Source organism: Streptomyces sp. JL2001, from assembly GCF_050917515.1.
GTDB lineage: Bacteria > Actinomycetota > Actinomycetes > Streptomycetales > Streptomycetaceae > Streptomyces.
This window is the reverse complement of record NZ_CP169421.1, coordinates 483,793-504,884: the sequence shown is the minus strand read 5'-3', so window position 1 is coordinate 504,884 and position 21,092 is coordinate 483,793. Positions and strand designations below refer to the sequence as shown.

At 74.5% G+C, this 21,092-nt stretch carries 24 protein-coding genes; 13 read left to right on the top strand and 11 right to left on the bottom strand.

What is annotated here, in order from left to right; all coding sequences use genetic code 11:
• Nucleotides 1–178: 178 nt before the first annotated feature.
• The 4 genes from ACE1OA_RS02320 to ACE1OA_RS02305 all read right to left on the bottom strand — a co-directional run bounded on the left by ACE1OA_RS02320 (nucleotide 179) and on the right by ACE1OA_RS02305 (nucleotide 3,409).
• The gene (locus tag ACE1OA_RS02320) at nucleotides 179–547 is read right to left on the bottom strand and encodes a hypothetical protein (RefSeq protein ID WP_384869065.1); all 369 of its coding nucleotides are present in this window, start codon (nucleotides 545–547) and stop codon (nucleotides 179–181) included.
• Between the two features lie 190 nt (nucleotides 548–737).
• Nucleotides 738–965 (bottom strand): DNA-binding protein, encoded by a 228-nt coding sequence (locus ACE1OA_RS02315; RefSeq protein ID WP_432752132.1) that lies wholly within the window; start codon nucleotides 963–965, stop codon nucleotides 738–740.
• 24 nt (nucleotides 966–989) lie between these two features.
• Nucleotides 990–2,321, bottom strand: a complete 1,332-nt coding sequence (locus ACE1OA_RS02310) for a VWA domain-containing protein (RefSeq protein ID WP_432754025.1) — start codon at nucleotides 2,319–2,321, stop codon at nucleotides 990–992.
• Nucleotides 2,322–2,539: 218 nt separating this feature from the next.
• Nucleotides 2,540–3,409, bottom strand: coding sequence for an AAA family ATPase (locus ACE1OA_RS02305; RefSeq protein WP_384869071.1), 870 nt, complete (start codon nucleotides 3,407–3,409; stop codon nucleotides 2,540–2,542).
• A gap of 459 nt (nucleotides 3,410–3,868) precedes the next feature.
• Between ACE1OA_RS02305 and ACE1OA_RS02300 the strand changes: the two genes are divergently transcribed.
• Nucleotides 3,869–5,200, top strand: a complete 1,332-nt coding sequence (locus tag ACE1OA_RS02300; RefSeq protein ID WP_432752131.1) for a PP2C family protein-serine/threonine phosphatase — start codon at nucleotides 3,869–3,871, stop codon at nucleotides 5,198–5,200.
• A 350-nt stretch (nucleotides 5,201–5,550) separates the two neighbouring features.
• The gene (locus ACE1OA_RS02295) at nucleotides 5,551–5,919 is read left to right on the top strand and encodes a luciferase family protein (RefSeq protein WP_356604843.1); all 369 of its coding nucleotides are present in this window, start codon (nucleotides 5,551–5,553) and stop codon (nucleotides 5,917–5,919) included.
• A 145-nt stretch (nucleotides 5,920–6,064) separates the two neighbouring features.
• On the opposite strand, the gene ACE1OA_RS02290 is transcribed toward ACE1OA_RS02295, so the two are convergent.
• Nucleotides 6,065–6,553, bottom strand: a complete 489-nt coding sequence (locus ACE1OA_RS02290; RefSeq protein WP_432752130.1) for a PaaI family thioesterase — start codon at nucleotides 6,551–6,553, stop codon at nucleotides 6,065–6,067.
• A 103-nt stretch (nucleotides 6,554–6,656) separates the two neighbouring features.
• Between ACE1OA_RS02290 and ACE1OA_RS02285 the strand changes: the two genes are divergently transcribed.
• Nucleotides 6,657–7,130: a winged helix-turn-helix transcriptional regulator gene (locus tag ACE1OA_RS02285; RefSeq protein ID WP_356604839.1), complete on the top strand. Its 474-nt coding sequence runs from the start codon at nucleotides 6,657–6,659 to the stop codon at nucleotides 7,128–7,130.
• 127 nt (nucleotides 7,131–7,257) lie between these two features.
• Nucleotides 7,258–8,202 carry a YhjD/YihY/BrkB family envelope integrity protein gene (locus tag ACE1OA_RS02280; protein ID WP_386545800.1) on the top strand — a complete coding sequence of 315 codons (945 nt, stop codon included), beginning with the start codon at nucleotides 7,258–7,260 and terminating at the stop codon, nucleotides 8,200–8,202.
• A gap of 142 nt (nucleotides 8,203–8,344) precedes the next feature.
• Here ACE1OA_RS02280 and ACE1OA_RS02275 read toward each other — a convergent pair whose 3' ends face one another.
• Nucleotides 8,345–8,866: an AMIN-like domain-containing (lipo)protein gene (locus ACE1OA_RS02275; protein ID WP_386542608.1), complete on the bottom strand. Its 522-nt coding sequence runs from the start codon at nucleotides 8,864–8,866 to the stop codon at nucleotides 8,345–8,347.
• Nucleotides 8,867–9,183: 317 nt separating this feature from the next.
• Between ACE1OA_RS02275 and ACE1OA_RS02270 the strand changes: the two genes are divergently transcribed.
• Together ACE1OA_RS02270 and ACE1OA_RS02265 are read left to right on the top strand one after the other, a co-directional pair.
• Nucleotides 9,184–9,399 carry a hypothetical protein gene (locus tag ACE1OA_RS02270; protein ID WP_147979695.1) on the top strand — a complete coding sequence of 72 codons (216 nt, stop codon included), beginning with the start codon at nucleotides 9,184–9,186 and terminating at the stop codon, nucleotides 9,397–9,399.
• Between the two features lie 149 nt (nucleotides 9,400–9,548).
• On the top strand, nucleotides 9,549–10,052 hold the full coding sequence (locus ACE1OA_RS02265; RefSeq protein ID WP_147979696.1) for a peptidylprolyl isomerase: 504 nt from the start codon (nucleotides 9,549–9,551) through the stop codon (nucleotides 10,050–10,052).
• Nucleotides 10,053–10,160: 108 nt separating this feature from the next.
• On the opposite strand, the gene ACE1OA_RS02260 is transcribed toward ACE1OA_RS02265, so the two are convergent.
• From ACE1OA_RS02260 to ACE1OA_RS02250, 3 genes are all read right to left on the bottom strand, one after another.
• Nucleotides 10,161–10,928 (bottom strand): alpha/beta fold hydrolase, encoded by a 768-nt coding sequence (locus tag ACE1OA_RS02260; RefSeq protein WP_384869083.1) that lies wholly within the window; start codon nucleotides 10,926–10,928, stop codon nucleotides 10,161–10,163.
• Nucleotides 10,929–11,040: 112 nt separating this feature from the next.
• Complete coding sequence (locus ACE1OA_RS02255) at nucleotides 11,041–11,895, bottom strand: NAD(P)H-binding protein (protein WP_386542607.1); 855 nt, start codon at nucleotides 11,893–11,895, stop codon at nucleotides 11,041–11,043.
• Between the two features lie 178 nt (nucleotides 11,896–12,073).
• Nucleotides 12,074–12,322, bottom strand: a complete 249-nt coding sequence (locus ACE1OA_RS02250; RefSeq protein ID WP_356604828.1) for a type B 50S ribosomal protein L31 — start codon at nucleotides 12,320–12,322, stop codon at nucleotides 12,074–12,076.
• Nucleotides 12,323–12,572: 250 nt separating this feature from the next.
• Between ACE1OA_RS02250 and ACE1OA_RS02245 the strand changes: the two genes are divergently transcribed.
• Nucleotides 12,573–12,788 carry a hypothetical protein gene (locus ACE1OA_RS02245; RefSeq protein ID WP_356604826.1) on the top strand — a complete coding sequence of 72 codons (216 nt, stop codon included), beginning with the start codon at nucleotides 12,573–12,575 and terminating at the stop codon, nucleotides 12,786–12,788.
• Nucleotides 12,789–12,901: 113 nt separating this feature from the next.
• On the opposite strand, the gene ACE1OA_RS02240 is transcribed toward ACE1OA_RS02245, so the two are convergent.
• Nucleotides 12,902–15,493, bottom strand: coding sequence for a SpoIIE family protein phosphatase (locus ACE1OA_RS02240; protein ID WP_432752129.1), 2,592 nt, complete (start codon nucleotides 15,491–15,493; stop codon nucleotides 12,902–12,904).
• A 177-nt stretch (nucleotides 15,494–15,670) separates the two neighbouring features.
• Between ACE1OA_RS02240 and ACE1OA_RS02235 the strand changes: the two genes are divergently transcribed.
• The 5 genes from ACE1OA_RS02235 to ACE1OA_RS02215 all read left to right on the top strand — a co-directional run bounded on the left by ACE1OA_RS02235 (nucleotide 15,671) and on the right by ACE1OA_RS02215 (nucleotide 18,821).
• On the top strand, nucleotides 15,671–16,435 hold the full coding sequence (locus tag ACE1OA_RS02235; protein WP_356604822.1) for an alpha/beta fold hydrolase: 765 nt from the start codon (nucleotides 15,671–15,673) through the stop codon (nucleotides 16,433–16,435).
• Nucleotides 16,436–16,723: 288 nt separating this feature from the next.
• The gene (locus ACE1OA_RS02230) at nucleotides 16,724–16,990 is read left to right on the top strand and encodes a hypothetical protein (protein WP_356604820.1); all 267 of its coding nucleotides are present in this window, start codon (nucleotides 16,724–16,726) and stop codon (nucleotides 16,988–16,990) included.
• 322 nt (nucleotides 16,991–17,312) lie between these two features.
• A complete protein-coding gene (locus ACE1OA_RS02225; RefSeq protein ID WP_356604818.1) occupies nucleotides 17,313–17,822 on the top strand; it encodes a DinB family protein in 510 nt (169 codons plus the stop codon).
• A 79-nt stretch (nucleotides 17,823–17,901) separates the two neighbouring features.
• Nucleotides 17,902–18,162: a hypothetical protein gene (locus tag ACE1OA_RS02220; RefSeq protein ID WP_356779121.1), complete on the top strand. Its 261-nt coding sequence runs from the start codon at nucleotides 17,902–17,904 to the stop codon at nucleotides 18,160–18,162.
• 218 nt (nucleotides 18,163–18,380) lie between these two features.
• Nucleotides 18,381–18,821: a GNAT family N-acetyltransferase gene (locus ACE1OA_RS02215; RefSeq protein ID WP_432752128.1), complete on the top strand. Its 441-nt coding sequence runs from the start codon at nucleotides 18,381–18,383 to the stop codon at nucleotides 18,819–18,821.
• A gap of 155 nt (nucleotides 18,822–18,976) precedes the next feature.
• On the opposite strand, the gene ACE1OA_RS02210 is transcribed toward ACE1OA_RS02215, so the two are convergent.
• On the bottom strand, nucleotides 18,977–19,906 hold the full coding sequence (locus ACE1OA_RS02210) for a universal stress protein (protein ID WP_384869100.1): 930 nt from the start codon (nucleotides 19,904–19,906) through the stop codon (nucleotides 18,977–18,979).
• 109 nt (nucleotides 19,907–20,015) lie between these two features.
• On the opposite strand from ACE1OA_RS02210, the gene ACE1OA_RS02205 reads away from it, so the two are divergent.
• Complete coding sequence (locus ACE1OA_RS02205) at nucleotides 20,016–20,942, top strand: carbohydrate kinase family protein (RefSeq protein WP_386542605.1); 927 nt, start codon at nucleotides 20,016–20,018, stop codon at nucleotides 20,940–20,942.
• Nucleotides 20,943–21,092 lie beyond the last annotated feature (150 nt).

Genomic DNA, 21,092 nt, shown 5'->3' with positions numbered 1-21,092 from the left:
GTGGCCCGTCCGTCCGCCCGTCGCGCAGCCTCGTCTACCCGTCCGCCCGAACGTCAGGAGCACGCGGGCGCCGACCGCGCCCGTCGTGCGCGGGACGGTCACGGCCTGTTCGCCCCGCCCGCCCCCGCGACCCGACGCCCCCGCTCGTGCGGCCCCGTCCGCCGTGCGGACGGGGGGCTCATCCGAGCCGGTCCGTGGGAACGTACGGCCGCAGGTCGTCCAGCGCCTGTTCCGGATCGGGGTCGGAGACGGCCAGACGACCGTAGGGCGCGTCGCGGCGCAGATCGACGCACAGCACCGGTGTGCCCGCGCGGACCGCCGCGAAGTCGCGGCCGTCCGGCAAGATCCGTGTGCCCAGACAGACCCGTCCGGGGATCCAGAGCCCCGGTCCGCGCCGGCCGCGCAGCGCCCGCCACCAGTCCGGTTCCACGTAGACCGCGCGCAGCGCCGTCAGCGGCACCCGGACCCGGCGCCTTCGTGCCGCCAGCTTCTCGCGCAGGGACAGCCGGACGACGAGATCCGCTCCGTCCACCACGACTCGCGCCATCACGTCCACCGTTCACCCGTGCCGGTCCCGGCCACCACACGCACCGTCCGGCGGACACCCCGCGTCGTGTGCCCGCGAGCACCGGCGTGGCGTCCCGTACGTCTCGTGCGGGCCGGTCGTGCGCGAGGGCCTGTTCCCTTCCAGGATCGAGGTGCCCGCGGCAACCCGCCACGGCGGAAGGCGGCCGGCCTCAGTCCTGGAAGGAGAGCCCCTGCTCTCCGAGTGCCTCCCGCAGCACCCGCACGGCCTTGGGGCCCACGCCGTGCAGCCGCAGCAGCTCGGCGGTCGGTACGCCCGCGAACTGGTCGAGGCGGGTGTAGCCGGCGGCGGTCAGCGCTCGCGTGGCGGGCGCGCCGATGCCCCGGGGAAGGCCGGCCGCCGCCGGGTCGTCGGTCGGGGTGCCGTTCGCTTCCGTCATGCGGCGATGGTGCCACGGCACCGCTCACACGGGGAGCAGGCGGCCGACGAGTTCGCCGAGTTGCCGCGCGTTGCGGCACGGGTGCATCTCGACCAGCTCGGCGTAGGCGAGGGCCGCCGAATCGCCGGTCGACCAGAGTGAGGGCTGTTCCGGGTTGAGCCAGCAGACCCTCCGGGCCCGGTCCGCGATCAGCCGGAGGGCCGCGAGGTTGGGGTCGGCGTTGTTCGTCCGGGCGTCCCCGAGGATGAAGACGGCGGTGCGCGGTCCGACGGCGTCGGCGTACCGCTCGGCGAACTCGCCCAGGGCCGTCCCGTAGTCGCTCTGCCCGTGCCAGCTCGTCAGCGCCGCCTCCGCGAGGATCCGCGCCCCGAGGCCCGCGGGGTCGGGCGCGCCCTGTGCGATCAGTCCCGTCACCTCGTCCACCTGGTTGACGAAGGCGAACACCCGTACCCGGCTGAACTGGTCGTGCAACGCCCGCACCAGCAGCATCGTGAAGTTCGCGAAGCCGGCGACCGAGCCGGAGACGTCGCACAGCAGCACCAGTTCCGGCCGCCCGGGGCGGCGACGCCGCAGCACCGGACGCACGGGCACCCCGCCCGTCGACAGGGAGCCGCGCAGTGTCCGCCGCAGGTCGATCGTCCCGCGTGCGGCGCGCCGCCGCCTGGCCGCCAGGCGGGTGGCCAGCCTGCGGGCCAGCGGCTGCACGGTCCTGCGCAGTTCCAGGAGCTGTTCGCGGCCGGCCAGCAGGAAGTCGACGGAGTCCGCGGTGCCCGCCACGGCCCGCCGCGCGACCTGGTCACGGCCCTGCCGCTCGGCGACCCGGCGGCGTGCCTCGGTCCGCACCCGCTCGCGGAACGCCTCGATGCGGCGCCGGATCTCGTCGTCGGTGAGACGGTCGGCGAACTCCGTCCCGTCGTCCGCAGCGGCCTCGCGGACGGCGGCCCTGACCCGCGCGAGCAGCGTCTCGGGACGGAGCCGGGCGAGGGTCTGGTACGAGGACCAGCCGTCCGATCCGGGCGAGGAGCCGTACGCCCCCAGGCCACCGACGGCCTCGCCGGCCAGCAGGTTCATCGCCTGCCGGTCGTCGGCGGCGAGCGCGGCGGCGAGTCGCTCGCGCAGCGCGCCCGTGTCGAAGTCCTCGGACGCGCCCGAGGACGAGGTGCCGGCGGTCTGCGGGAAGTACAGGTCGAAGATCCGGTCGAAGAGGGCACGCTGCCCCTCCCGGTGGAGCAGCGTGGCCGCGAGCGCCTCCCGCATCCGTTCCCGTTCGGAGAAGCCGACCGCCTCCAGCGCGTGCCCCGCGTCCACGGTCTCGCCGGTACCGATGCCGACGCCGTGCGCGCGCAGTGCCTGCACCAGCCCGGTGAGCCGGTGCGCCGCGCCGTCGCCCCGGGTGCCGAGGCCGCCGGGATCCGCCGCGCCTGCCGCCCGCGGGTTCCCGTCCTCGGCCGCTCGGGGGTCCTGGACCCCGGCCGCGGTCGGATACGCGTCACCGCCCGCCCGCCGGGCCGCGTCCTCGGCCGCCCGCGGGTCCCCCTCGATGCCCGCCGCGGGCCCGGGGCCGCCCGGCCTGCTCACACCGCGTCCAGGTCGAGCTTGGCGGCGGCCCTGAGGATGTCGTCCTGGTGCTTCAGGATCACGCCCAGGCTGTCGCGGACGACCGTCTCGTCGAGGCGGTCGGCGCCGAGGGCGAGCAGTGTCCGCGCCCAGTCGATCGTCTCCGCCACCGACGGCGCCTTGCGCAGGTCCATCGCCCGCAGGGCGCCGACCACGCGCACGACGGACGCGGCCAGCGCCTCGTCGATCCCCGGCACCTTCATGGCCACGATCCGCCGCTCCAGCTCCTCCTCCGGGAAGCCGATGTGCAGGAACAGGCAACGGCGGCGCAGGGCCTCGGACAGCTCGCGGCCGGCGTTGGAGGTGAGGACGACGAAGGGGCGCCGGGTCGCCGAGATCGTGCCGAGCTCGGGAACCGTGATCTGGAAGTCGCTCAGCACCTCCAGGAGCAGCCCCTCCACCTCGACGTCGGCCTTGTCGGTCTCGTCGATGAGGAGCACGGTCGGGTCGGCCGAGCGGATCGCGGTGAGGAGGGGGCGGGGGAGCAGGAACTCCTCGCTGAAGATGTCCGTTCGCGTCTCGTCCCAGGTCTCGTCGCGGCCCGCCGTGATGCGCAGCAGTTGTTTGGCGTGGTTCCACTCGTACAGGGCACGCGCCTCGTCGACGCCCTCGTAGCACTGGAGCCGGATCAGGCGGGCGTCCGCGACGTGGGCGACCGCCTTGGCCAGTTCGGTCTTGCCGACCCCCGCGGGACCCTCGACGAGCAGCGGCTTGCCCAGCCGGTCGGCGAGGAAGACGGTGGTGGCGACGGCGGGCGAGGCCAGGTAACCGATCGCGGCCAGGCGTTCGGCGACATCGTCGACGGAGGTGAAGTACCCGGTCGTCATTGCTTGTTCTCCCCGGAGCGGCAGGATCGCGTACTGGCCGGTAGCCATGCGTACTCGATCAGTTCCGCGAGCACCCGACAACCACCTCGGCGAGGATTGCGGCCAACGTCACGGGCGGGGGCGGCGGTCGCGCCCACGGTCCGGCGGGACGCCGGCCGAGTCGAGCCCGGCGGCCGGCGCCCCGGTCCGGACGCCCGGTCGACACCGGCGGCGACCGGGCGCGGGGGCGAAACGGGGGTCGGGGGACTCGGGGCGACGACCTGCCGGGGGCACGGCAGGGACCTGTGCTTCGGCCGGGAGCGGGCGCGCGGCGTAGCGTTGCCCTGTCGGAACATGGCCAGAGCTTCACCCACCGTGCGGCGTCGCAGGTCCGACGAGTGCGACACGCGGGCGAGCGGGGCCACTGGTCCAAGGGAAGGGGCCGCGCTGTCCGGATCCTTCGCATCGAGTGGAGGTGTCGTGTCGGAGCGAGCGGGGGCGCGCGTCTCCCTGGCCGAGGAGCACGCCGCGGTGCTGGCCAGGCTCCGCGCCACGGAGGAAGCCGCCGGAGCCATCGGCACGAGCGCGGACGAGCACGGCGTCTGCCGGGAACTGGCCGCCTTCCTGCACCGGCACGGCGTCGAGGCCGTCGCCGTGGACGTCCGGCCGGAGGACGGCGGCGCGCCCCGTCGTGTCGCCGTCGCGGGCGAGGCCGCGCTCGTGGACCGGCTGGACCCGCGCGTGGACCCCGGCACCGGGCTGTACGGCGCCGGCCATGACGACCCGCCCGCCCCCGACCGGCCGTCGTCCGAGCCGGGCGAGCACGCCCCCGTCCCCCTGCACGGCCGCCGCAGCTCCGAACCGGCCCCGGACACCGCCGGAGCGGACTCCGCCCGGTCGTGGTGGACGTACTTCGCCGGCCGGCCCGTCCACGTCGTGCACGCCCCGCTGGCCGCACCCGGCGGCCCGCGGCTCGGGGCCGTCCTCGCGGTCCGCTCGGCGGGCGGCTTCACCGGTCACGAGGAGGCGCTGGTCGCGCACGCCGCCCGGCTGGCCGGTGTCCACCTCGGCCACGCGCGCCGGCTCGCCGCGACCGAGCAGACCGCCCTGCACCTCCAGCGCGCCCTGGTCGCCGAGCCCGGCAGGCCGCACCCCAATCTGGAGGTCGCGGGCCGCTACCTCCCGGTCGGTCCGAGGACCCTGGTCGGCGGCGACTGGTTCGAGACCGTGCGCCTCCACTTCGGCCGCAGCCTGCTCGTCGTCGGAGACGTGATGGGCCATGGTCCCGACGCCGCCGTGGACATGAACGCCTACCGCTCGGCGCTGCGGGACGTCGCCTCGACGGACCTTCCGCCGCACCGGGTGCTGCGCCACCTCGACTCCGTCGTCGCGGAGGACGGGTCGCGTCGTCCGGCCACCTGCCTGCTGATCCGGATCGACCCGGCGCGCGGCACCGCCACCCTCGCCAGCGCCGGACACCTGCCGCCGGTCGTCTTCACCGCCGACGGCTCCGCCGAACTCGTGGACCTCCCGGTCGGTCCGCCCCTGGGCACCGGCTTCGGCGGGTACGAGCCGCTGACCCGCGAGCTCACGCCGGCCGACACGCTCCTGCTCTTCACGGACGGTCTCGTGGAGCGGCGCGGCGAGGACATCGACGTCTCGCTCGCCCGCCTGGCGGCCCTCCGCCTCCCCGCCGGCTCGGGTCCCGAGGAGGTCGTCCGCCAGGTCCTCGCGCGCCTCGACGCCCGGCACGCCGAGGACGACGTCGCCGTGCTCGCCGCCCGGATCCGCGAGCGTCCCGCGCCCGAGTAGGAAGGCCCGGTGAACCGCTCGCCGGCCCGCGCATGTGTCGGGTGGCGCGAGCCGCTCGCCGGCCGGGCGGGCCGCGTGCCGTGAACCGGGCCGGACGGCCCGGGACGGCGTGGACCGGGTCAGGGGCACGTGCTGTGAGAGGGGCGTCGGCCCTCGTTTCCGGCCGTCCGCCCGGCCGGGGCGGCGCCGGACCGCAAGGCCCGAATCGCGCTCTGTGCAGGGGTGTTCGGACCTCACGCGTGCCCCACCGTCACCACCCCGTCACACGACCAGGGTCGATTTCGCGCCTCGGCGGAATTCTTTCGCCGGGACGCTTGTGCCGGGTCGCCGGTCCCGGCACGCTCCTCGGTATGAACACAGCCAGGCACGCCAGTGAACGTCTGATGAGCTGGCCCTCGCTGACCGCCGACCGCGCCCGGTGCGGCGCCGAGCTCGGTCTGCGTACCGCCACGCAGGAGATCGTGCACTTCCACGGTGAACACGAGGCGGACGTGCACCTGACCCGGGCCATGATCGCGAAGCTGCGGCCCGCTCTCCTCGGGTCCAGCGCCGTACGACTGCGGGCCGGATCGGGCTGGGTGACGGTCCATCTGGACATGGGCTCGGACATCGACCTGCTGGCGACCCTGGTGAGCGCGGCGCTCCAGGCGTCCACCCGGGGCATGAACACCCTGCCGGACGACTGCACGCGCACGCGGGTTGCGCCGTACGGGGGTTGAGGCGCCGAGACCGACGGATACGGGTCCCGTACGGCTGCCGGGACACCGGAGCCGGCGGGCGCGGGTCCCGGCAGCCGCCGAGGCGCGCGGGTGCCGGCGACGGACCCGGGCCCTCGCCGGAGTGACGTCGACGCTCCCGGCGGTCTCACCCCGCCGGGAAGATCATGCAGGTGCTCGTGGCGTGCCCGAGGAGCCGGTCCGAGGCGTCGTAGAGCCCCGCCTCGGCGAGCGCCGTGCGGCGGCCGGCGCTCATCACCGTGCCGATCGCGCGGACCTTGCCCGTGCCCAGCGTGATCGGCCGCAGGAAGCGGGTCGACAGGTCCAGCGAGGTGTACGCCATCCCCTGCGGGAGCGTGGAGTGCACCGCGCAGCCGGCCGCCGAGTCCAGCAGCGTCGCGTAGACGCCGCCGTGCACACTGCCGATCGGGTTGTAGTGCTCCTCGCCGGGCTCGAAGGTGAACACCGCCCGCCCGTGCTCGACCTCCTCCAGCGCGAAGCCGAGCAGCGCCCCGATCGGCGGCCCGGGCAGCCTCCCGGCCGCGAGCTCCCGCAGGAAGTCGAGTCCCGCCATCGTGCCCGCCGCTCTCGCGGTGGCCGCGGCGTCCTCCCACTCGACCGTGCGTGACCGCTTCATCCCGCGTCGCTCCGTTCCGTCCGACCAGCTGACTGTGAAGATCGAAGCTAGACCGCTCGCCAGCTGACTGTCAACGACGTAGCCAGCTCGGTAGAGTGAGCGGGTGAAGTGGCTGGAGATGGACACCGAGAACTGCCCGGTCCGCCGCTCGCTCGACCTCGTCGGCGAGAAGTGGTCCCTCCTGATCGTGCGCGACGCCTTCAACGGCGTACGCCGCTACGAGGAGTTCCGCCGGCACCTGGGTCTGTCGGAGGCGGTCCTCGCCGACCGGCTGCGCAAGCTCGTCGCCGCCGGGATCCTGCGCGCCGAGCCCTACCGCGAGCCCGGCGCCCGCACCCGGTCCGAGTACCGGCTGACCGGCAAGGGGCGCGACCTGTGGCCGGTGCTGCTCGCCCTCAAGCAGTGGGGGGACACCCACGCCGGAGATCCCGAAGGGCCCGCCCTGGAGATCCGGCACACCGACTGCGGAGCGCCCGTGCGGGTCGTCGTCGTGTGCGAGGGCGACGAGCACGCCGCGCTCAGCCCCTTCGACGTCTCGGTGCGCCCGGGCCCCGCCGCCCGCCCGCTCGTCTCCTGAGGGCCGCCCACGTTCCTGGGAGCCCGGGCGGACCCGACCGCCGACCGCCGGCGCCGCGGGGGCGCGGGACCCCCCGTTCGGCGGCATCGCGGAGAGTTCCCGGCGTCCGGCGGGTACTCCCCGTTGCATGCCCCCCACCTCCGGCGCCCCCCGCGACCGTGCCTCCGCCGAGACCGGTCACGGGCTCCAGCGGCTCCACAGGGCCGTCCTGACGTCCGTCGTCGGGCTCGCCTGGAACCGCGGGCGCGAGATGGAACTCATGCACCGGGCGATGGGCTTCGCGGCGCTCAGCCTGCTCACCCTCGTCCCCCTCCTCATCGTCGTGGCCGCCGCCGACCTGGCCAGCGGGCAGGGCTTCGCCCGCTGGCTCGTCCAGGGCCTCGGCGTCTCCGAGGTCTCCCAGGAAGAGGTCGAACAACTCTTCGGCAAGCCCGGTCAGGCGCTCCAGCGCACGACCGCGTTCGGACTCGCCGCGCTGGCCGCGTTCGGTGTCACCTTCGGGTCCGCCGTCCAGACCGGGTACGAACGGGCCTGGGACCTGCCCACCGCCCGCTGGCACACCATGTGGCGCCACGTCGTGTGGCTCGCCGTGCTGGTCGCGGCCCTCCTCCTCTTCGTCGCCGGTCCGCCGCCGGAGGACGTCCCCGCCGGCGTCACCGCCCTCGTCACCGTCGGTGACGTCGTCGGCACGTTCTTCTTCTTCTGGTGGTCGCAGCGCTTCCTGCTCTGCGGCCGCATCCGCTGGCGGGCCCTGGCCCCGGGGGCGCTGTTCACGGCTCTCGGACTGCTCGGGCTGCGGGTCTTCTCCCAGTTCGTCTTCTCCCCGCTGATCGCCTCGAACGCGGTGACCTACGGGCAGTTCGGTACCGTCCTCGTCCTGCAGTCCTGGCTCGTCGGGGTCGGCTTCGTCGTCTACGGCGGCGCCCTGGTGGGCCGGCTGGCTCACGAGCACCTGCTCCGGCGCCGGATCGACCGCCTGCCGCCCGAGCACCTCCCGGCCGACGTCCCGCACCCGCCGCCCCGCGGCCCTGCGCGGGACCGTGGGACGGGCCGGGATCCGGACGGCGGGTGAGGGCCGGGCGAGGGCCCCGGGCCCGTTCGGGTCGCGCCGAGGGTGACCCGAACGGGCCCGGGGCCCGGACCGCCGACGCGTGGCCGCCAGGCCGTTCCGGGTGGGGCGCCGAGGGGCCGGCCGTCGGCCTGGTGCTCCTCGCTCAGCGCCGGCAGCCGACCGGATGCGCGATGTCGACCACGAGGCGCTCGGGCGAGTGCAGCGTGAAGGTCTTGTAGTGCGGCTTGGTGTCGAAGGCGGCCCCGAGGGTGACCACGCCCTCGAAGTCGCCGGTCAGGGCGACGCCCTTGAGTGCGGGCAGGTTGATCTTCGCGAGCCGGGGGCCGTGGTAGACGGACCTGCCGGACGCGTCGTGGGCGGCGGCGGGGGAGAGCTTGATCTCCAGGAAGTACTTCCCGGGAAGCGGGACCCGGTGGCCCGAGCCGTCGTACCGCAGGACGGTGGCCGGCTTCACGGTGACCGGAGGCATCGCTCCCCGGACGTCCACGACCAACCGGTCGAAGGTGGGGTGCCCGCCCCAGCGGGCGTTGGTGACCAGGGCCGTCGTGGGCGGCCCGGCCGTCCGTGACGGGGCGGTGGAGGCATCGGCGGGGATCGTGGCTCCGATCCCGGCGGCCAGCAGAATTCCGGCGGCGGCGGCCGCGAGGCGTGGACGGTGATGCATGACGTCCCCCATTTCTCGTGCTCCGGGGACCTGGTGTCACTGGGGAAGACGCGCCGCATGCACTGTCCGGTTGCGGATGAATTGCGCGTTTTCGGTTATTTCGAGGCGAATGCAGAGAGGGGGTGCCGTGCGAGGGACGGGTCGGCGCCCCGATCGGCGAGGGCGTGCCTGGACGGCCTCTTGCGGGGCGCCCCGCCGGGCCCGCGCCGGCGCCGGACCGTCCCCGGTGGTGACCCGCACCGGACCCGTCGGAACCGCTGAATCATTTCGCCCACCGAGGCCGTAACCCCCCGGGCCTCCCGGTAGTTGACCAGGGCATGAAGAAGCGCAGCATGCTCGCCATCGCCTCCCTCGCGGCCGGCGTCGTCACGGCCCTCGTCAGCCCGCCGCCGAACGCCTCGGCCGACACCGGCGCCGCCGGAGCCACCGGGCTCCTGCAGAACGACACGGCCCTCGGCTCCCTGCTGGAGGAGGCCGCCCCGCTTCCCACCGACGGTGCCCTGCACGCGCTCGACGGCGGCGCGTCCGCCTGACGACGCCTCGGATCCCCGTACCCACGCCGGGGTACGGGGATCCTGCCCGCCCGCTCCGTGGGGCAGCCGGGTGAAGTGTGGGCCGGGTGAGCCCCGACAAGCGGCAGCCCGTGCGCGCGAGCACGGGACAGGAATGACAGGATGTCCCCATGAGCAACAACGTTTACTTCGACATCACCATCAACGACGAGCCGGCCGGCCGGATCGTCTTCCAGCTGTTCGACGACGTCGTCCCGAAGACGGCGCAGAACTTCCGTGAGCTCGCCACCGGCCAGCACGGCTTCGGCTACGCCGGCTCCCCGTTCCACCGTGTCATCCCCGAGTTCATGCTTCAGGGCGGTGACTTCACCAACGGCAACGGCACCGGTGGCAAGAGCATCTACGGCGAGAAGTTCGCCGACGAGAACTTCACGCTCAAGCACGACCGCCCGTTCCTGCTGTCGATGGCGAACGCCGGCCGCAACACCAACGGCTCGCAGTTCTTCATCACCACCATCGTGACCGACTGGCTCGACGGCAAGCACGTCGTCTTCGGCGAGGTCGTCGAGGGTCAGGACCTGGTCAAGAAGATCGAGGGCCTGGGCTCCCGGTCCGGCGCCACCAGCGCGAAGATCGCCGTCGCCGCTTCCGGCGTCGTCGAGGACAAGGCCTGACGTCGCTGCATCCCTGAGCGGACTGCACCCGACCGCCCCACCCGTCCGCCGGGCCGGGGCGGTCGCGCGTTCCGTGTCCCTCCTCCCGCCCGCGGCGGGAGGCACGGCTCAGGGCGCGTCGGCCGCGAGGCCCGCGACGAGCGCCGTCACGAAGCCCTCCGGATTGTCGATCATGAGGTTGTGGCCGGCCTTCGGGACCTCGAACACGGGAACGCCCAGCGCGGCCATGCGCTCCGCGTCCGGGTCCGGCAGGCTGTACTCACCGACCAGGAAGGCCCGCGGTCGGTCCAGCCCCGCCAGCAGCTCACCCTCCGGCGGCGCGGCCCCCTCGACCAGGGCCACCGCGCTCCGGTGCACCGCCAACGGGTCGGCCAGGCGCAACCGTGCCGCGTAGTCCGGCCGGTCGACGGCGGCCAGCATCCGCGCGAAGCCGTCACGTACGAACGTCTCCTCGTCCTGCGCGGCGACCGGGCTGCTGAACATCCCGCCCCCGGGGTACAGGTTCGGCTCCGCCACCACCAGCCGGGCCACCAGATCGGGGCGGGAGGCGGCGAGCCGCACGGCGACGGCGCCGCCCATCGAATGCCCGATCAGTTCCACGCCCGTCAGGCCGAGGTGGTCGAGGACCTGCGCCACGGCTGCGGCCTGCGCAGCCATGCCGTAACCGAACTCCCGCGGCCGGTCGCTCAGTCCGAAGCCCAGCAGATCCACCAGGAGCGTCCTGCCGCCGGCCAGGGCGGGATGCGTCATGACGTGCGCGAAGTCGGACGCGCCCGTGCACCCCAGGCCGTGCAGACAGACCCGGACCGGTCCTTCCCCCGGCAACTCGATCCACCGCATGTATCCCCGCGCGTCCGCCAGGAACAACTCCCGCACGACCGACCCCCGCCATCACACCGTTCTCGCACCGACCCGACCCGCACACCTTAGGTGTGTCGCGTCGATCTTGCCGAGATCGTCGGTGGTGCCGGACGCCGAGCGGCGTCCCTCACCGCGCGTCAGGCCGGCGGAAGGCTGCCGCGTTCCGCTCGGCCCACGCGGAGAAGGGCCGGGCCGGGCGGCCGAGGATCCGCTCGACGTCCGGGCTCACCCGGCGCTCCTCTGAGGTCGGCTCGCCCAGGACCGAGAGCGTCCCCTCCACGACCGGCTCCGGCATGAACCGGAGCATTCCCGCGCGGGCTTCGTCCCGGCTCAGCTCCTCGAAGCGCACGGACGTGCCCAGGACCTCCGCGAACGCCCCCGCCTGCTCGCGCGGGGAGACGGCGGAGGGCCCGGTGAGCACGTACGTCCGGCCGGCGTGCCCGTCCCCGCGCAGGACCGCGGCGGCGACCTCGGCGATGTCCGCGGGGTCCACCACCGGCAGGGCCACGTCGCCGAACGGGGCCGCGACGGTGTGCGCCGAGCGCAGGGAGTCCGCCCACAGGAACGCGTTGGAGGCGAAGCCGCCGGGTCGCAGGATCGTCCACTCCGTGCCGGACGCGCGGACCGCTGACTCGAACTCCCGCAGGACGGCGTGGGACGCGGCCTCCGGCCGGGTCCCGGTGACCTGCGAGGACTGCAGGACGATGCGGCCCACACCACAGGCGGCCGCCGTGTCCACGATGTCCCGCGGGTCGAGTGTCCCGCCCCCGCCGGGCACCAGCAGATAGAGGGCGTCGGCCCCCTCGAAAGCCGTCTTGAGGTCGGCGGCCCGGGACAGATCGGCCGCCCGGTGGCGCACCCCCGGCGGCGGGGGTCCTTCCGAGGGCCGCCGGCTCACCGTCGTGACCTGCTCGCCCGCCGCCGCGAGGGCCGCCACCAGCGGCCGTCCGACGTTCCCCGAAGCTCCCGTGACAACGATCATGATTCCGCCTCTCCGCGCACGGGGCCGGGTGCCCCGTGTGGTCATGACGTCATCCTGAAAGCAGAACCGGTCATCCTCTGACCGGTTTACCCGGACGGGTCGAAGGCCCGCCACGGCAGCCGCGGAAGTCGCGGCCGCGGAGCTCCCCGCGACAGGGGCGCCCCGCGAACCTGACGGACTACTTCTCCTCGCCGAAGCGCCGCTCGAACTTCGCGATCCGGCCCTCGGCGTCCACGGTCCGCGCCTTGCCCGTGTAGAAGGGGTGGCTCTCGGAAGAGATCTCGACGTCGACCACGGGGTAGGTGTTGCCGTCGTCCCACTCGATCGTCTCCGGGCTGGTGGCCGTGGACCGGGTCAGGAAGGCGAACCCGGCGGAGCGGTCGCGGAAGACCACGGGGCCGTACTCCGGCTGCTTGTCCTGCTGCACTCGTCCTCCTCGTGCTGCCTGCGGTGATGGGCCCAGCCTGGCCGGGCCCGGCGCGCGCGACCAGCGCCACGAGGCCGACCGGGTGAACGCCCGTCCGCCCACACGAGGTGCCGGACCCGGCCCGCACGGGTCGCCCGCACGGGGCCGGGACCAGATCCGCCCGTCGAACCGCTTCTCCGTGATCAGCGGACGGATTACGGTGAGCCGTAGGCGAGCCGGCCGACGGCTCGGTGACACGGGGGAGTTCGACATGGGATCGGTACTCGTTCTGTTCGGGGTCCTGGGCGCGGTGGCGGTGCTGCTCGCCGTCACCCTGCTGCGGCGGGGGAACAGGGTGACCGAGAACGCCGACGGCCTGCTGATCGAGCAGGCGCGGCGCGTCCAGGCGCACAACGACCGCACGTCGTTCTCGTCGATCTCGGCGCACAACACGCCGCCGACGATGGGCGACAGCTACCGCTCCTGACGGACGGCCCCACGGGGCCCCGGTCAGGACGTGAACCGGCCTGGCGGCTCACCGCCGGCCGGTTCACGAGCTCCTGCCTCCCCGTCCCGCGCACGGGGCGTGAGGACGGGGCGTCAGGACGGGGAGGCCCAACGGGCCGCCAGCAGCAGGGCGATGTCGTCGGCGCGGTCGGTCGCCTGGCGGGCGTGGCGGATCAGCCGGTCCGCCGTTTCGGCGAGCGGTCCCGAACCCGACGCCGCGAAGGTGCGGCGCAGCCGTTCGATGCCGTCGTCGATGTCCATGCCGGGCTTCTCCACCAGGCCGTCCGTGAACAGCGCGAGCACGGCGCCCGGTTCCAGCTCCAGCTCCGTGACGGGGTAGGTGGCGTCGTCGTCGATCCCCAGCACCAGCCCGCCCGCGAGGTCCACGACCTCCGTCGTCCCGTCCGGCCGGCGCAGCAACGGCTGCGGGTGACCGGCCCGCACGCCTTGGGCGGCCCCCGTCTCCGGGTCGAGCAGGATGTAGCAGCAGCTCGCGAACTGCCCCGGATCCATGTCGATCAACAGCCGGTTGGTGCCCCGGACGACGTCCTGCGGCGCGAGTCCGCCGAGCGCGAAGGCGCGCACCGCGCTGCGCAGTTGCCCCATCGTCGCCGCCGCGGCGACCCCGTGGCCCTGGACGTCGCCGATGGTCAGGGCCAGCATGCCGTCCGCGGTCTCGATGACGTCGTACCAGTCGCCCCCTACCTCCATGCCCTGCGTGCCCGGCAGGTACCGGGCCACCGTGTCGTAGCCGGCGCAGACGAGGAGGCGGCCCGGCAGCAGCGCGTCCTGGAGCCCCCGCGCCAGGGCGGCCTCGGAGTCGTACCGGCGGGCCCGCTCCAGCGCCTGCGCGATCAGTCCCGCCAGGGCCGTCAGCACCGTGCGTTCCTCCGGGCTGAAGCCGCGCGGCCGCTCGAAGCCGAGGATGCAGGAGCCCACCGGACGGCCGGAGGCGATCAGCGGCAGAAACGCCCGGGCGCCGGAGTGGGAGTCCAGCGGGAGGCCCGGGTACGCCTTGCCGAGCTGCTCCATCGACTCGTAGAAGAGCGGCCGGCCGGTCGTGAGTGTCTCCACGCCGGGCACGTGGGCGTCCAGGCCCACGCCCTCAAAGGGCTCCAGGAAACCCTTGGGGAAGCCGGTCTCCCAGGCCAGATACAGGTGACGCTCGCTCAGCAGGTAGATCGCCAGCTGACGGCCGCCGAACGCGGGCAGCAGCTCGTCGGTGACCACGGCCGAGACCTGACGTGCCGTGACCGCCTCGGTGAGGGCGATCGCCAGGGCCACCGGCCGGTACAGGGCGGACGCCTGGTCGGCGGGTGAGCCGAGCCCCGCGTCGCGACGTGTGACGGAGCCCGGCCGATACGCGGGGTCCCCTTCGGGGAGGAGCACGATGGTCACGCCGTCGTGCCCCGGATAGAGGGAGACCGACAGCCACTGGCCCGCCGCCGTACGGGCCTGGAAGTACCGGGGTTCCTCGGACAGCAGTGCCGCCCGCAGTTCCTCCTCGTGGGCGGCGTGGTCGAACCACGGCATGACCTGCCACAGGCTTTGCCCGGCGAGCGTGCCGCGCGCCTCGGCGAGGAGCGCCTCCGCGAGGTGGTTCACGTAGGTGATCCGGCCGAGGCGGTCGATCGCGAGAATGGCCCGGGGGAGCCGGTCGGTGGCGTCCGACCCGATGAGGCCGGTGCCCAGGTCGACCAGGGATCCGGTCAGGAAGCGCCCCCGGCTCCCGGACCGGTCCGCGGGTCCTTCGGGGGGCGACGCGCGGGCGGAGACCTCCAGCAGGTGCAGCCCGCCGTCGGGCCCCTTCAGCCGGATCCTGCGCGCGACCGGTCCGCCCGAACCGGCGGCCCGGCGTGCCATCGTCCACAGGGCGTACGTGTCCTCCGGTGCCAGGCGTGCCGTCAGGGCCGCGATGGTGCCGGGGAACTCCTCGCCGTCGCCGATGATCGCCCGCAGCCCCTCGTCGACGGTGACGAGGCCGGTGTCCAGATCCCAGTCGAAGTAGCCGATCCGCACCGGTTTCATCCCGGGCGACGGGAGCTGCACGCACACCGGTTCGGTCGACCAGGACACCGGAGTGCCCTCGGCCGTGAGCTTCCCGAGGGCCGCGCCGAGCCGCTGTGCCTCGCGCAGCAGACGACCGCGGTCGCGGGAGTTGACCGGAACGCCGGCGGTGGGCGCGCGCAGTACCACCAGGACCCCGAAGCGCTCACGGCCGTTGAGGACGGGCGCGTACAGGGAACCGAAGGGAAACGGCAGGCTCGCCACGAACTGGGGGAAGAGCCGCATGGCCTCGTCGACGTCGGCCAGGTGCACGGGCTGTCCGGAGCGGTAGGCCTCCGCCACCGGGAAGGGCCGGTTCACGTGCATGCGCCACCACGGCCGGAACAGCGGACCGGGCAGCCCGGCGAGCACCGCGAGCCGCAGCAGCCCGGGCGTGCCGGAACGCAGGTACACACCGCCGGCGTACCCGCCGACCGCCTCGATCGTCCGCAGCGCCGCCTCGGCCAGGACCAGCGGCAACTCGTCGCGCAGCGGGCCGTGGGGCTGCTGCCCGCGCCACACCGGCCCGTCGGGGGGCGCCTCGGGGGGCGTGCCTCCGTCTTCCGCCGACGGGACGGGCCCGGCCGTGCCGTGCGTCGTCACACAGCCAGCATGCTCCCGGGCCGCCGTACGGCGCATCTCGACCCCTGCCCGCGGCGCGCGGGATTCGCCGGGGTCCGCGGACCGCCACCGGGAGCCCTGGACTGGCGTTCCACGCGCGGCACCGTTGACCCGGCCGCCGGCACTCGCCACACTCGGTAGCCGAACGGCCACGACGGGTGTGCCGGGCGATTCACCTCGTGACCAGGGGGCGTGATGTCGGGTCGGGTTCTGCCGTACGACGTGCAGGGGAGCGGGCCCGGGCGAGCCCTCGTGCTCCACAACTGGTTCGGTGACCGGACGAGCTTCGCTCCGCTCCGGGCCCACCTGGACGGCGACACCGGCACGTACGCCTTCGTCGACTGCCGCGGCTACGGGGAGGCCATCGACTCCGACGGCGAGTTCACCATGGAGGAGGTGGCGGCGGACGCGCTGGCCGTCGCCGACGACCTGGGCTGGGACTCCTTCTCGGTGATCGGGCACTCGATGGGCGGCAAGGCGGCCCAGCTCATGCTGCTCGACGCGCCCGACCGGGTCCGCTCGCTGGTCGGCATCTCGCCGGTCTCGGCCGCGGGGTTCCCGCTCGACGGCGAGAGCTGGGAGCTGTTCGCCGGAGCCGCCGAGGAACCCGCGAACCGGCGCGTCATCATCGACACCACCACCGGCGGCCGGTACGACGACGCCTGGCTGGACGCGCTGGTGGAACGCTCGCTGGCGCGCTCCTCGGCGACCGCTTTCCGGGCCTACCTCGACTCCTGGTCCCGCACGGACTTCCACCACCGGGTCAAGGACAACCCGACCCCCGTCCTGCTCGTCGTCGGCGCCCACGACCCGGCGCTGGGCGAGGCGGCGATGACGGCCGGCTGGCTCCAGTGGTACCCGAACGCCCGCCTGGAAGTCCTTCCCGAGGCCGGCCACTACGCCCCGGAGGAGACCCCGGAGGCGCTCGCCGCGGCCATCGAGGCATTCCTGGCCGCCTGATCCGACGGGGTGCCGCCGGGGCCCGGCGGCTGCGGCGACCGGTCCGGGGCGCACCTCGGGCGCCAGTACAGCACCACGCCCTCGTCGTCACCGGCCGTCTCCCGCATGGCGTTCCCCCGCTCGTCGTCGTTACGGCCGCATCGTAGGCACGTCCGAAGACGCGGGTGGGCCGCGCGTCCGTCCGTGCTCCGGGAACCTCCGCGCCGGTGGGCCGTGCGGCCTCGTCGGTGCCGTGGAGGCGCCGAGGCGCGCGTCATGGGCGAGCATGGTGGGGGAGAGGCGGGTGCCATGGATCCGACCGCGATGACGGCGGTGATCGTCGCCGCGGCGCTGGTGTGCCGGGCGGCGGTGCTGGAGCTGCGTGAACCCGGCACCGGCCGGCGCGCCTGGGCGTTCGTCACGGACCGTCGCGCGCTCGGCACCGGTGCGACCGTGGCGGTGCTGCTCGGCGTGGTCGGCTGGGGCGCCGTCGGCGGTACGGCGGTGGTCTGGGCGTGCCTCGTCGGGGTCGTGGTGGCCTCCCTCACCGCGGAGCGTCGGCCCCCTCGGGGCTGACCGGAGCGCGACGCGCGCGTGCGGGGAAGATCACCCGCGCGGGGGTGTGCGAACCCCCTCTCAAGTCCTAGTACAATCTTCAACTGAGGTCCGGTGTCGGCGTTCCCCCGTGCCCGGCACCGGACCTCTTCTCATGCCCGCGCGCTCCGCGCCCCCCGAGGGCCGGCCCGGATCGCCGGCCTCTCCCGGACCTCCTCCGCGCCTCGACCTGGTGCCATGCGCTGTCCTGGCCCGAGCGGCGGGGCCGCCCGGGGCCGACAGCCGGGCAGGGCGGTAGCTTCTCGTCCCGCACGCACCACCCCTTCGGCGAGGAGCAGCGCAGATGACCACCGACGACCGGATCGGCCCGCCCCACCGCGGCGGCGAGCGGGAGACGCTGCGGGCGTTCCTCGACTACCACCGCGCCACGCTCGCGATGAAGTGCGCCGGACTCACCGACGAACAGCTCAGGGAACGGTCGATGCCGCCGTCGACACTGTCCCTGCTCGGTCTGGTACGGCACATGGCGGAGGTCGAGCGGGCCTGGTTCCGCCGGGTGTTCGAGGACAACGACGCCCCGATGGTCTGGTCGGACACCGTCGACTTCCAGGCCGCCTACGACGCGAGCCGGTCGACCGGGGCGGAGGCGTTCACGGCCTGGGAGGCCGAGGTGGAGAACTCCCGGCGTCTGGAACGTGAGGCCGGGAGCCTGGACCTCGCCGGGCACCAGCCGCGGTGGGGCGAGGAGGTCTCCCTGCGCATGGTGATGATCCACGTGCTCCTCGAGTACGGCCGGCACAACGGCCACGCCGACTTCCTGCGCGAGGGCGTCGACGGCACCGTCGGCGCCTGACCGGCACCGCCCGGCGTGGTTCCGGCGGTTGGACGCGGTGGCCGGGCGGCTGTCAGTGGCGGGTGCGATCCTGCCGGGTATGGACGAGCTGATGCGAGGCCGGGTGTACGGCACCGACCACGACGACCCCGGCCCCAGACCCGGGCGGGTCTATCGCGAGCTGGTGGCCGGCCCGCTGGACGGGCTCCTGCTCGACGTCACCGGCTGGACGAGCCACGAACTGCGTGAGGGCGCCGCGCTCGACACGGAGATAGGCGCGTACGGCCCCGGCGGCCGGTCCCGGTACGGGCCGCGGGAGGGCGACCCGGCGCGCTGGGACTGGGAGGGCGACACGCGCTGAAGTAACGCGGCCCCTGCCCGACCGACCGGCCCCCCGGACCGGGGCAGGGGGGCGGGCGGTCCGTCGCCGGGACCTGCGACCGCGCGGCGTCAGGACGTCCGCGCCGAGCCCGGTGCGGGCCGCACCGCACCGGCGAGGCCGGCGTGTGCCTGAGGGGCGGGGTCCTGCCGCCCCTTATGCGATTGACGGGCCGTGAGCCCACCGGGTTTGCTGCGGACATGACCGATCTTCATATCCGGGCCGTGGACGACGAAGCGACGGCCGAGGACTGGCGGCACGTCCACAACGTGATCATCCCCACGGCACCGCTCACGTCCGAGGAGGTGCGCGACCGGGTCCGGCGCAACCGCCTGGAAGTGGCCTACCGCGGCGACGTCCTGGTCGGATGCTCGACGGTCCGCCCGCCCACGTCCGACGAGCCGGTCGCGACGGTGATCGCCCGGACGCTCGCCGAGCACCGCGGGCGGGGAGTCGGGGAGGCCCTCTACACGCGCGGAATCGCCCACGCCCGCGAGCTGGGTGCCGAGGCGATCGAGACCGTCGTCCTCTCCTGCAACGAGGACGGCCTGCGATTCGCCCTCGCCCACGGCTTCGTGGAGACCGAGAGGTACCTGCTGGACGGGGACACGATCCCCTGGGTCACCCTCCGGCTTCGCTGACCCGTCCGGCGCGTGGTCCGGGCGAGGGGGCGGACGACGCGTGCCCGGACCACGCCCGCCCCGCCCCGCCGGCGGACCGGGACCCGCCGATCCGCAGCCGCCCGCCCGTCTCGCCTGCCGACCCGGCCCCGCCCCGAACGCGTACGGCGCCGGGCTCAGTGCGGGGCGGTCGCGGCGGGCACCACCGCGACCGGGCAGTGCGCGTGGTGCAGAACCGCGTGGGTGACGGAGCCCATGAGCAGCGACTCCATCCGCGGCCGGTGGCGGTGCCGGCCGACGACCACGAGGCCCGCGGTGCGCGACGCCTCGACCAGCCGGCCGGCCGCGTCCGCCGGCGCGACGTCGGCCACCACCTCGACGTCCGGGTACCGCTCGGCGCCGGGCCGCAGCCGCTCGGCCTGCCGGCGCTCCGTCTCCGCCACCAGCTCCGTGGCCTCCGACATCGCCATCTGCGGCGGCATCTGGAGGGCCGGGGCCGGCGGTCCGACCAGCATCGCCGGCGAGGCCGGCAGGCGGAAGGCGGTCACCGCCTCCAGGGCCACGCCACGCTGCGCGGCGGCCCGGAAGGCGAAGTCGATCACATCGTCCGCGGTCTCCTCCGTGTGCAGCCCGAGCAGCACCCGGCCCGCGCCCGCACCGCTCTCCAGCGACACCGTGCGGGCCTCGTGCGGCACGACGACGACCGGGCACGCGGCGCTCGCCGCGAGCGCGCGGCTGGTCGAGCCCAGCAGCAGGGTCGCGAAACCGCCGTGCCCACGCGAGCCGATCACCAGCAGCCGGGCGTCGCGGCAGAGCGGCAGCAGCGCGTCGGTCACGGTGCCGTCCAGGGAGAGGTACCGCACGGACACCTGCGCCCCGTGCCGCTCGACCCAGGACCGGACGCCGTCGGCGACGGTGTCGGGGATCTCGGGTGTCCCGCCCAGCGAGGCGATCCGGGCGGAACCGAGCTGGAGGGCGTCGGACCGTACGTGCGCGACCAGCAGGGGCGCGCCGATGCCCCGGGCGGCGCTCAGGGCCCAGCCGAGGGCCCGGAGACTGTGCTCGGACCCGTCCACACCGACGACGACTGACGACTCTTCACTCATACCAGGATTATTGCCGCATGAGGGATCTTCTTCCGGAAACGCGCGCGGCCGGGCGGCCGGTGAGACGGTCGCGCCATACTGGCTCCGGCGGGACCCGAGAGGTGGAGTGGTGACCCAACAGCACACGGAATACGACGTCTTGGTGGTCGGCGGCAGCGGGGTGGACACCATCGTGCGGGTCGACGCGCTGCCGGTCCCGCTCGCGGACTCGGTCCACGTCGGACCCATCGAGGAATGGCCCGGCCACACCGGTGGCAACGTCGCCCTCGGCGCCCGCGCCCTCGGACTCAGGGTGGCCCTGCTCGACTGGATCGGGGACGACTGGATCGGCGGCCTGGTGCGCGAGCGCATGGCCAAGGGGGACGTGGAGTTCGTGACGCTGGTCTCGCCCGCGGGTACCCGGCGCGCGGTGAACCTGGTGGACGCGACCGGTCGCCGGATGTCCTTCTACGACTCCCGGGATCCCGCCGGCCTGCGGATGCCGCCGGAGGTCTACCTCCCCCGGCTGCGCCGCACGCGCCACGTCCACCTGTCCATCACGGACTTCTCCCGCCACCTCTACGACGACATCGCGGACGTCGGCGTCCCCGTCTCCACCGATCTGCACGACTGGGACGGACTCGCCGACCACCACCGGGAGTTCGCGCTCCGCTCGGACCTCGTCTTCCTGAGCGCGGCGGGGGCGGGGGAGGGCACGCCGGCCCTCATGCGGGAGATCCTCCGCGAGGGCCGCGCCGACACCGTGGTGGCCACGGCGGGCGCGGAGGGCTCGTACCTCCTCACCCGGGACGGCGGCCCCACCCCGCACCACATCCCGGCGGCCCCGCTGCCGATGCCGGCGGTGGACACCAACGGGGCGGGTGACGCCTACGTCACCGCCTTCCTGTACGGACGGCTCGCCGGCCGCGACGTACGGGAGTGCGCCCGGCTGGGCGCGGTGGCCGGTGCCTTCGCCTGTACGGCGCCGGGCTCCACCGCCCTGATCGGCGCCGACGCGCTCCTGGCGGGCGAGGACGCGCCGGGCGACCGGGCCTGACGCCGGGGGAGGCCGGCCCCGACGCCCGTACGGGGGCCGGGGGCGGCCTCCCCGCCGCGCAGACCCAGGGGTGCTGTGAGCGGGTGACCGGCGGCAAGCCAGGTGCGGGCCAGGGCGGTGCCCCTCGCGCCGAGGCCCAGCATCGTGACG

Excerpts from the sequence above, each read along its gene's own strand:
- ACE1OA_RS02220 (WP_356779121.1), top strand. The coding sequence starts at position 17,902 with ATGGACGAGCTGATGCGAGGCCGGGTGTACGGCACCGACCACGACGAC.
- ACE1OA_RS02255 (WP_386542607.1), bottom strand. The coding sequence starts at position 11,895 with ATGATCGTTGTCACGGGAGCTTCGGGGAACGTCGGACGGCCGCTGGTG.
- ACE1OA_RS02320 (WP_384869065.1), bottom strand. The coding sequence starts at position 547 with ATGGCGCGAGTCGTGGTGGACGGAGCGGATCTCGTCGTCCGGCTGTCC.
- ACE1OA_RS02305 (WP_384869071.1), bottom strand. The coding sequence starts at position 3,409 with ATGACGACCGGGTACTTCACCTCCGTCGACGATGTCGCCGAACGCCTG.
- ACE1OA_RS02280 (WP_386545800.1), top strand. The coding sequence starts at position 7,258 with ATGCCCCCCACCTCCGGCGCCCCCCGCGACCGTGCCTCCGCCGAGACC.
- ACE1OA_RS02235 (WP_356604822.1), top strand. The coding sequence starts at position 15,671 with ATGTCGGGTCGGGTTCTGCCGTACGACGTGCAGGGGAGCGGGCCCGGG.
- ACE1OA_RS02265 (WP_147979696.1), top strand. The coding sequence starts at position 9,549 with ATGAGCAACAACGTTTACTTCGACATCACCATCAACGACGAGCCGGCC.
- ACE1OA_RS02295 (WP_356604843.1), top strand. The coding sequence starts at position 5,551 with ATGAACACAGCCAGGCACGCCAGTGAACGTCTGATGAGCTGGCCCTCG.
- ACE1OA_RS02225 (WP_356604818.1), top strand. The coding sequence starts at position 17,313 with ATGACCACCGACGACCGGATCGGCCCGCCCCACCGCGGCGGCGAGCGG.
- ACE1OA_RS02275 (WP_386542608.1), bottom strand. The coding sequence starts at position 8,866 with ATGCATCACCGTCCACGCCTCGCGGCCGCCGCCGCCGGAATTCTGCTG.
- ACE1OA_RS02215 (WP_432752128.1), top strand. The coding sequence starts at position 18,381 with ATGACCGATCTTCATATCCGGGCCGTGGACGACGAAGCGACGGCCGAG.
- ACE1OA_RS02245 (WP_356604826.1), top strand. The coding sequence starts at position 12,573 with ATGGGATCGGTACTCGTTCTGTTCGGGGTCCTGGGCGCGGTGGCGGTG.
- ACE1OA_RS02210 (WP_384869100.1), bottom strand. The coding sequence starts at position 19,906 with ATGAGTGAAGAGTCGTCAGTCGTCGTCGGTGTGGACGGGTCCGAGCAC.
- ACE1OA_RS02315 (WP_432752132.1), bottom strand. The coding sequence starts at position 965 with ATGACGGAAGCGAACGGCACCCCGACCGACGACCCGGCGGCGGCCGGC.
- ACE1OA_RS02240 (WP_432752129.1), bottom strand. The coding sequence starts at position 15,493 with ATGCGCCGTACGGCGGCCCGGGAGCATGCTGGCTGTGTGACGACGCAC.
- ACE1OA_RS02270 (WP_147979695.1), top strand. The coding sequence starts at position 9,184 with ATGAAGAAGCGCAGCATGCTCGCCATCGCCTCCCTCGCGGCCGGCGTC.
- ACE1OA_RS02230 (WP_356604820.1), top strand. The coding sequence starts at position 16,724 with ATGGATCCGACCGCGATGACGGCGGTGATCGTCGCCGCGGCGCTGGTG.
- ACE1OA_RS02290 (WP_432752130.1), bottom strand. The coding sequence starts at position 6,553 with ATGAAGCGGTCACGCACGGTCGAGTGGGAGGACGCCGCGGCCACCGCG.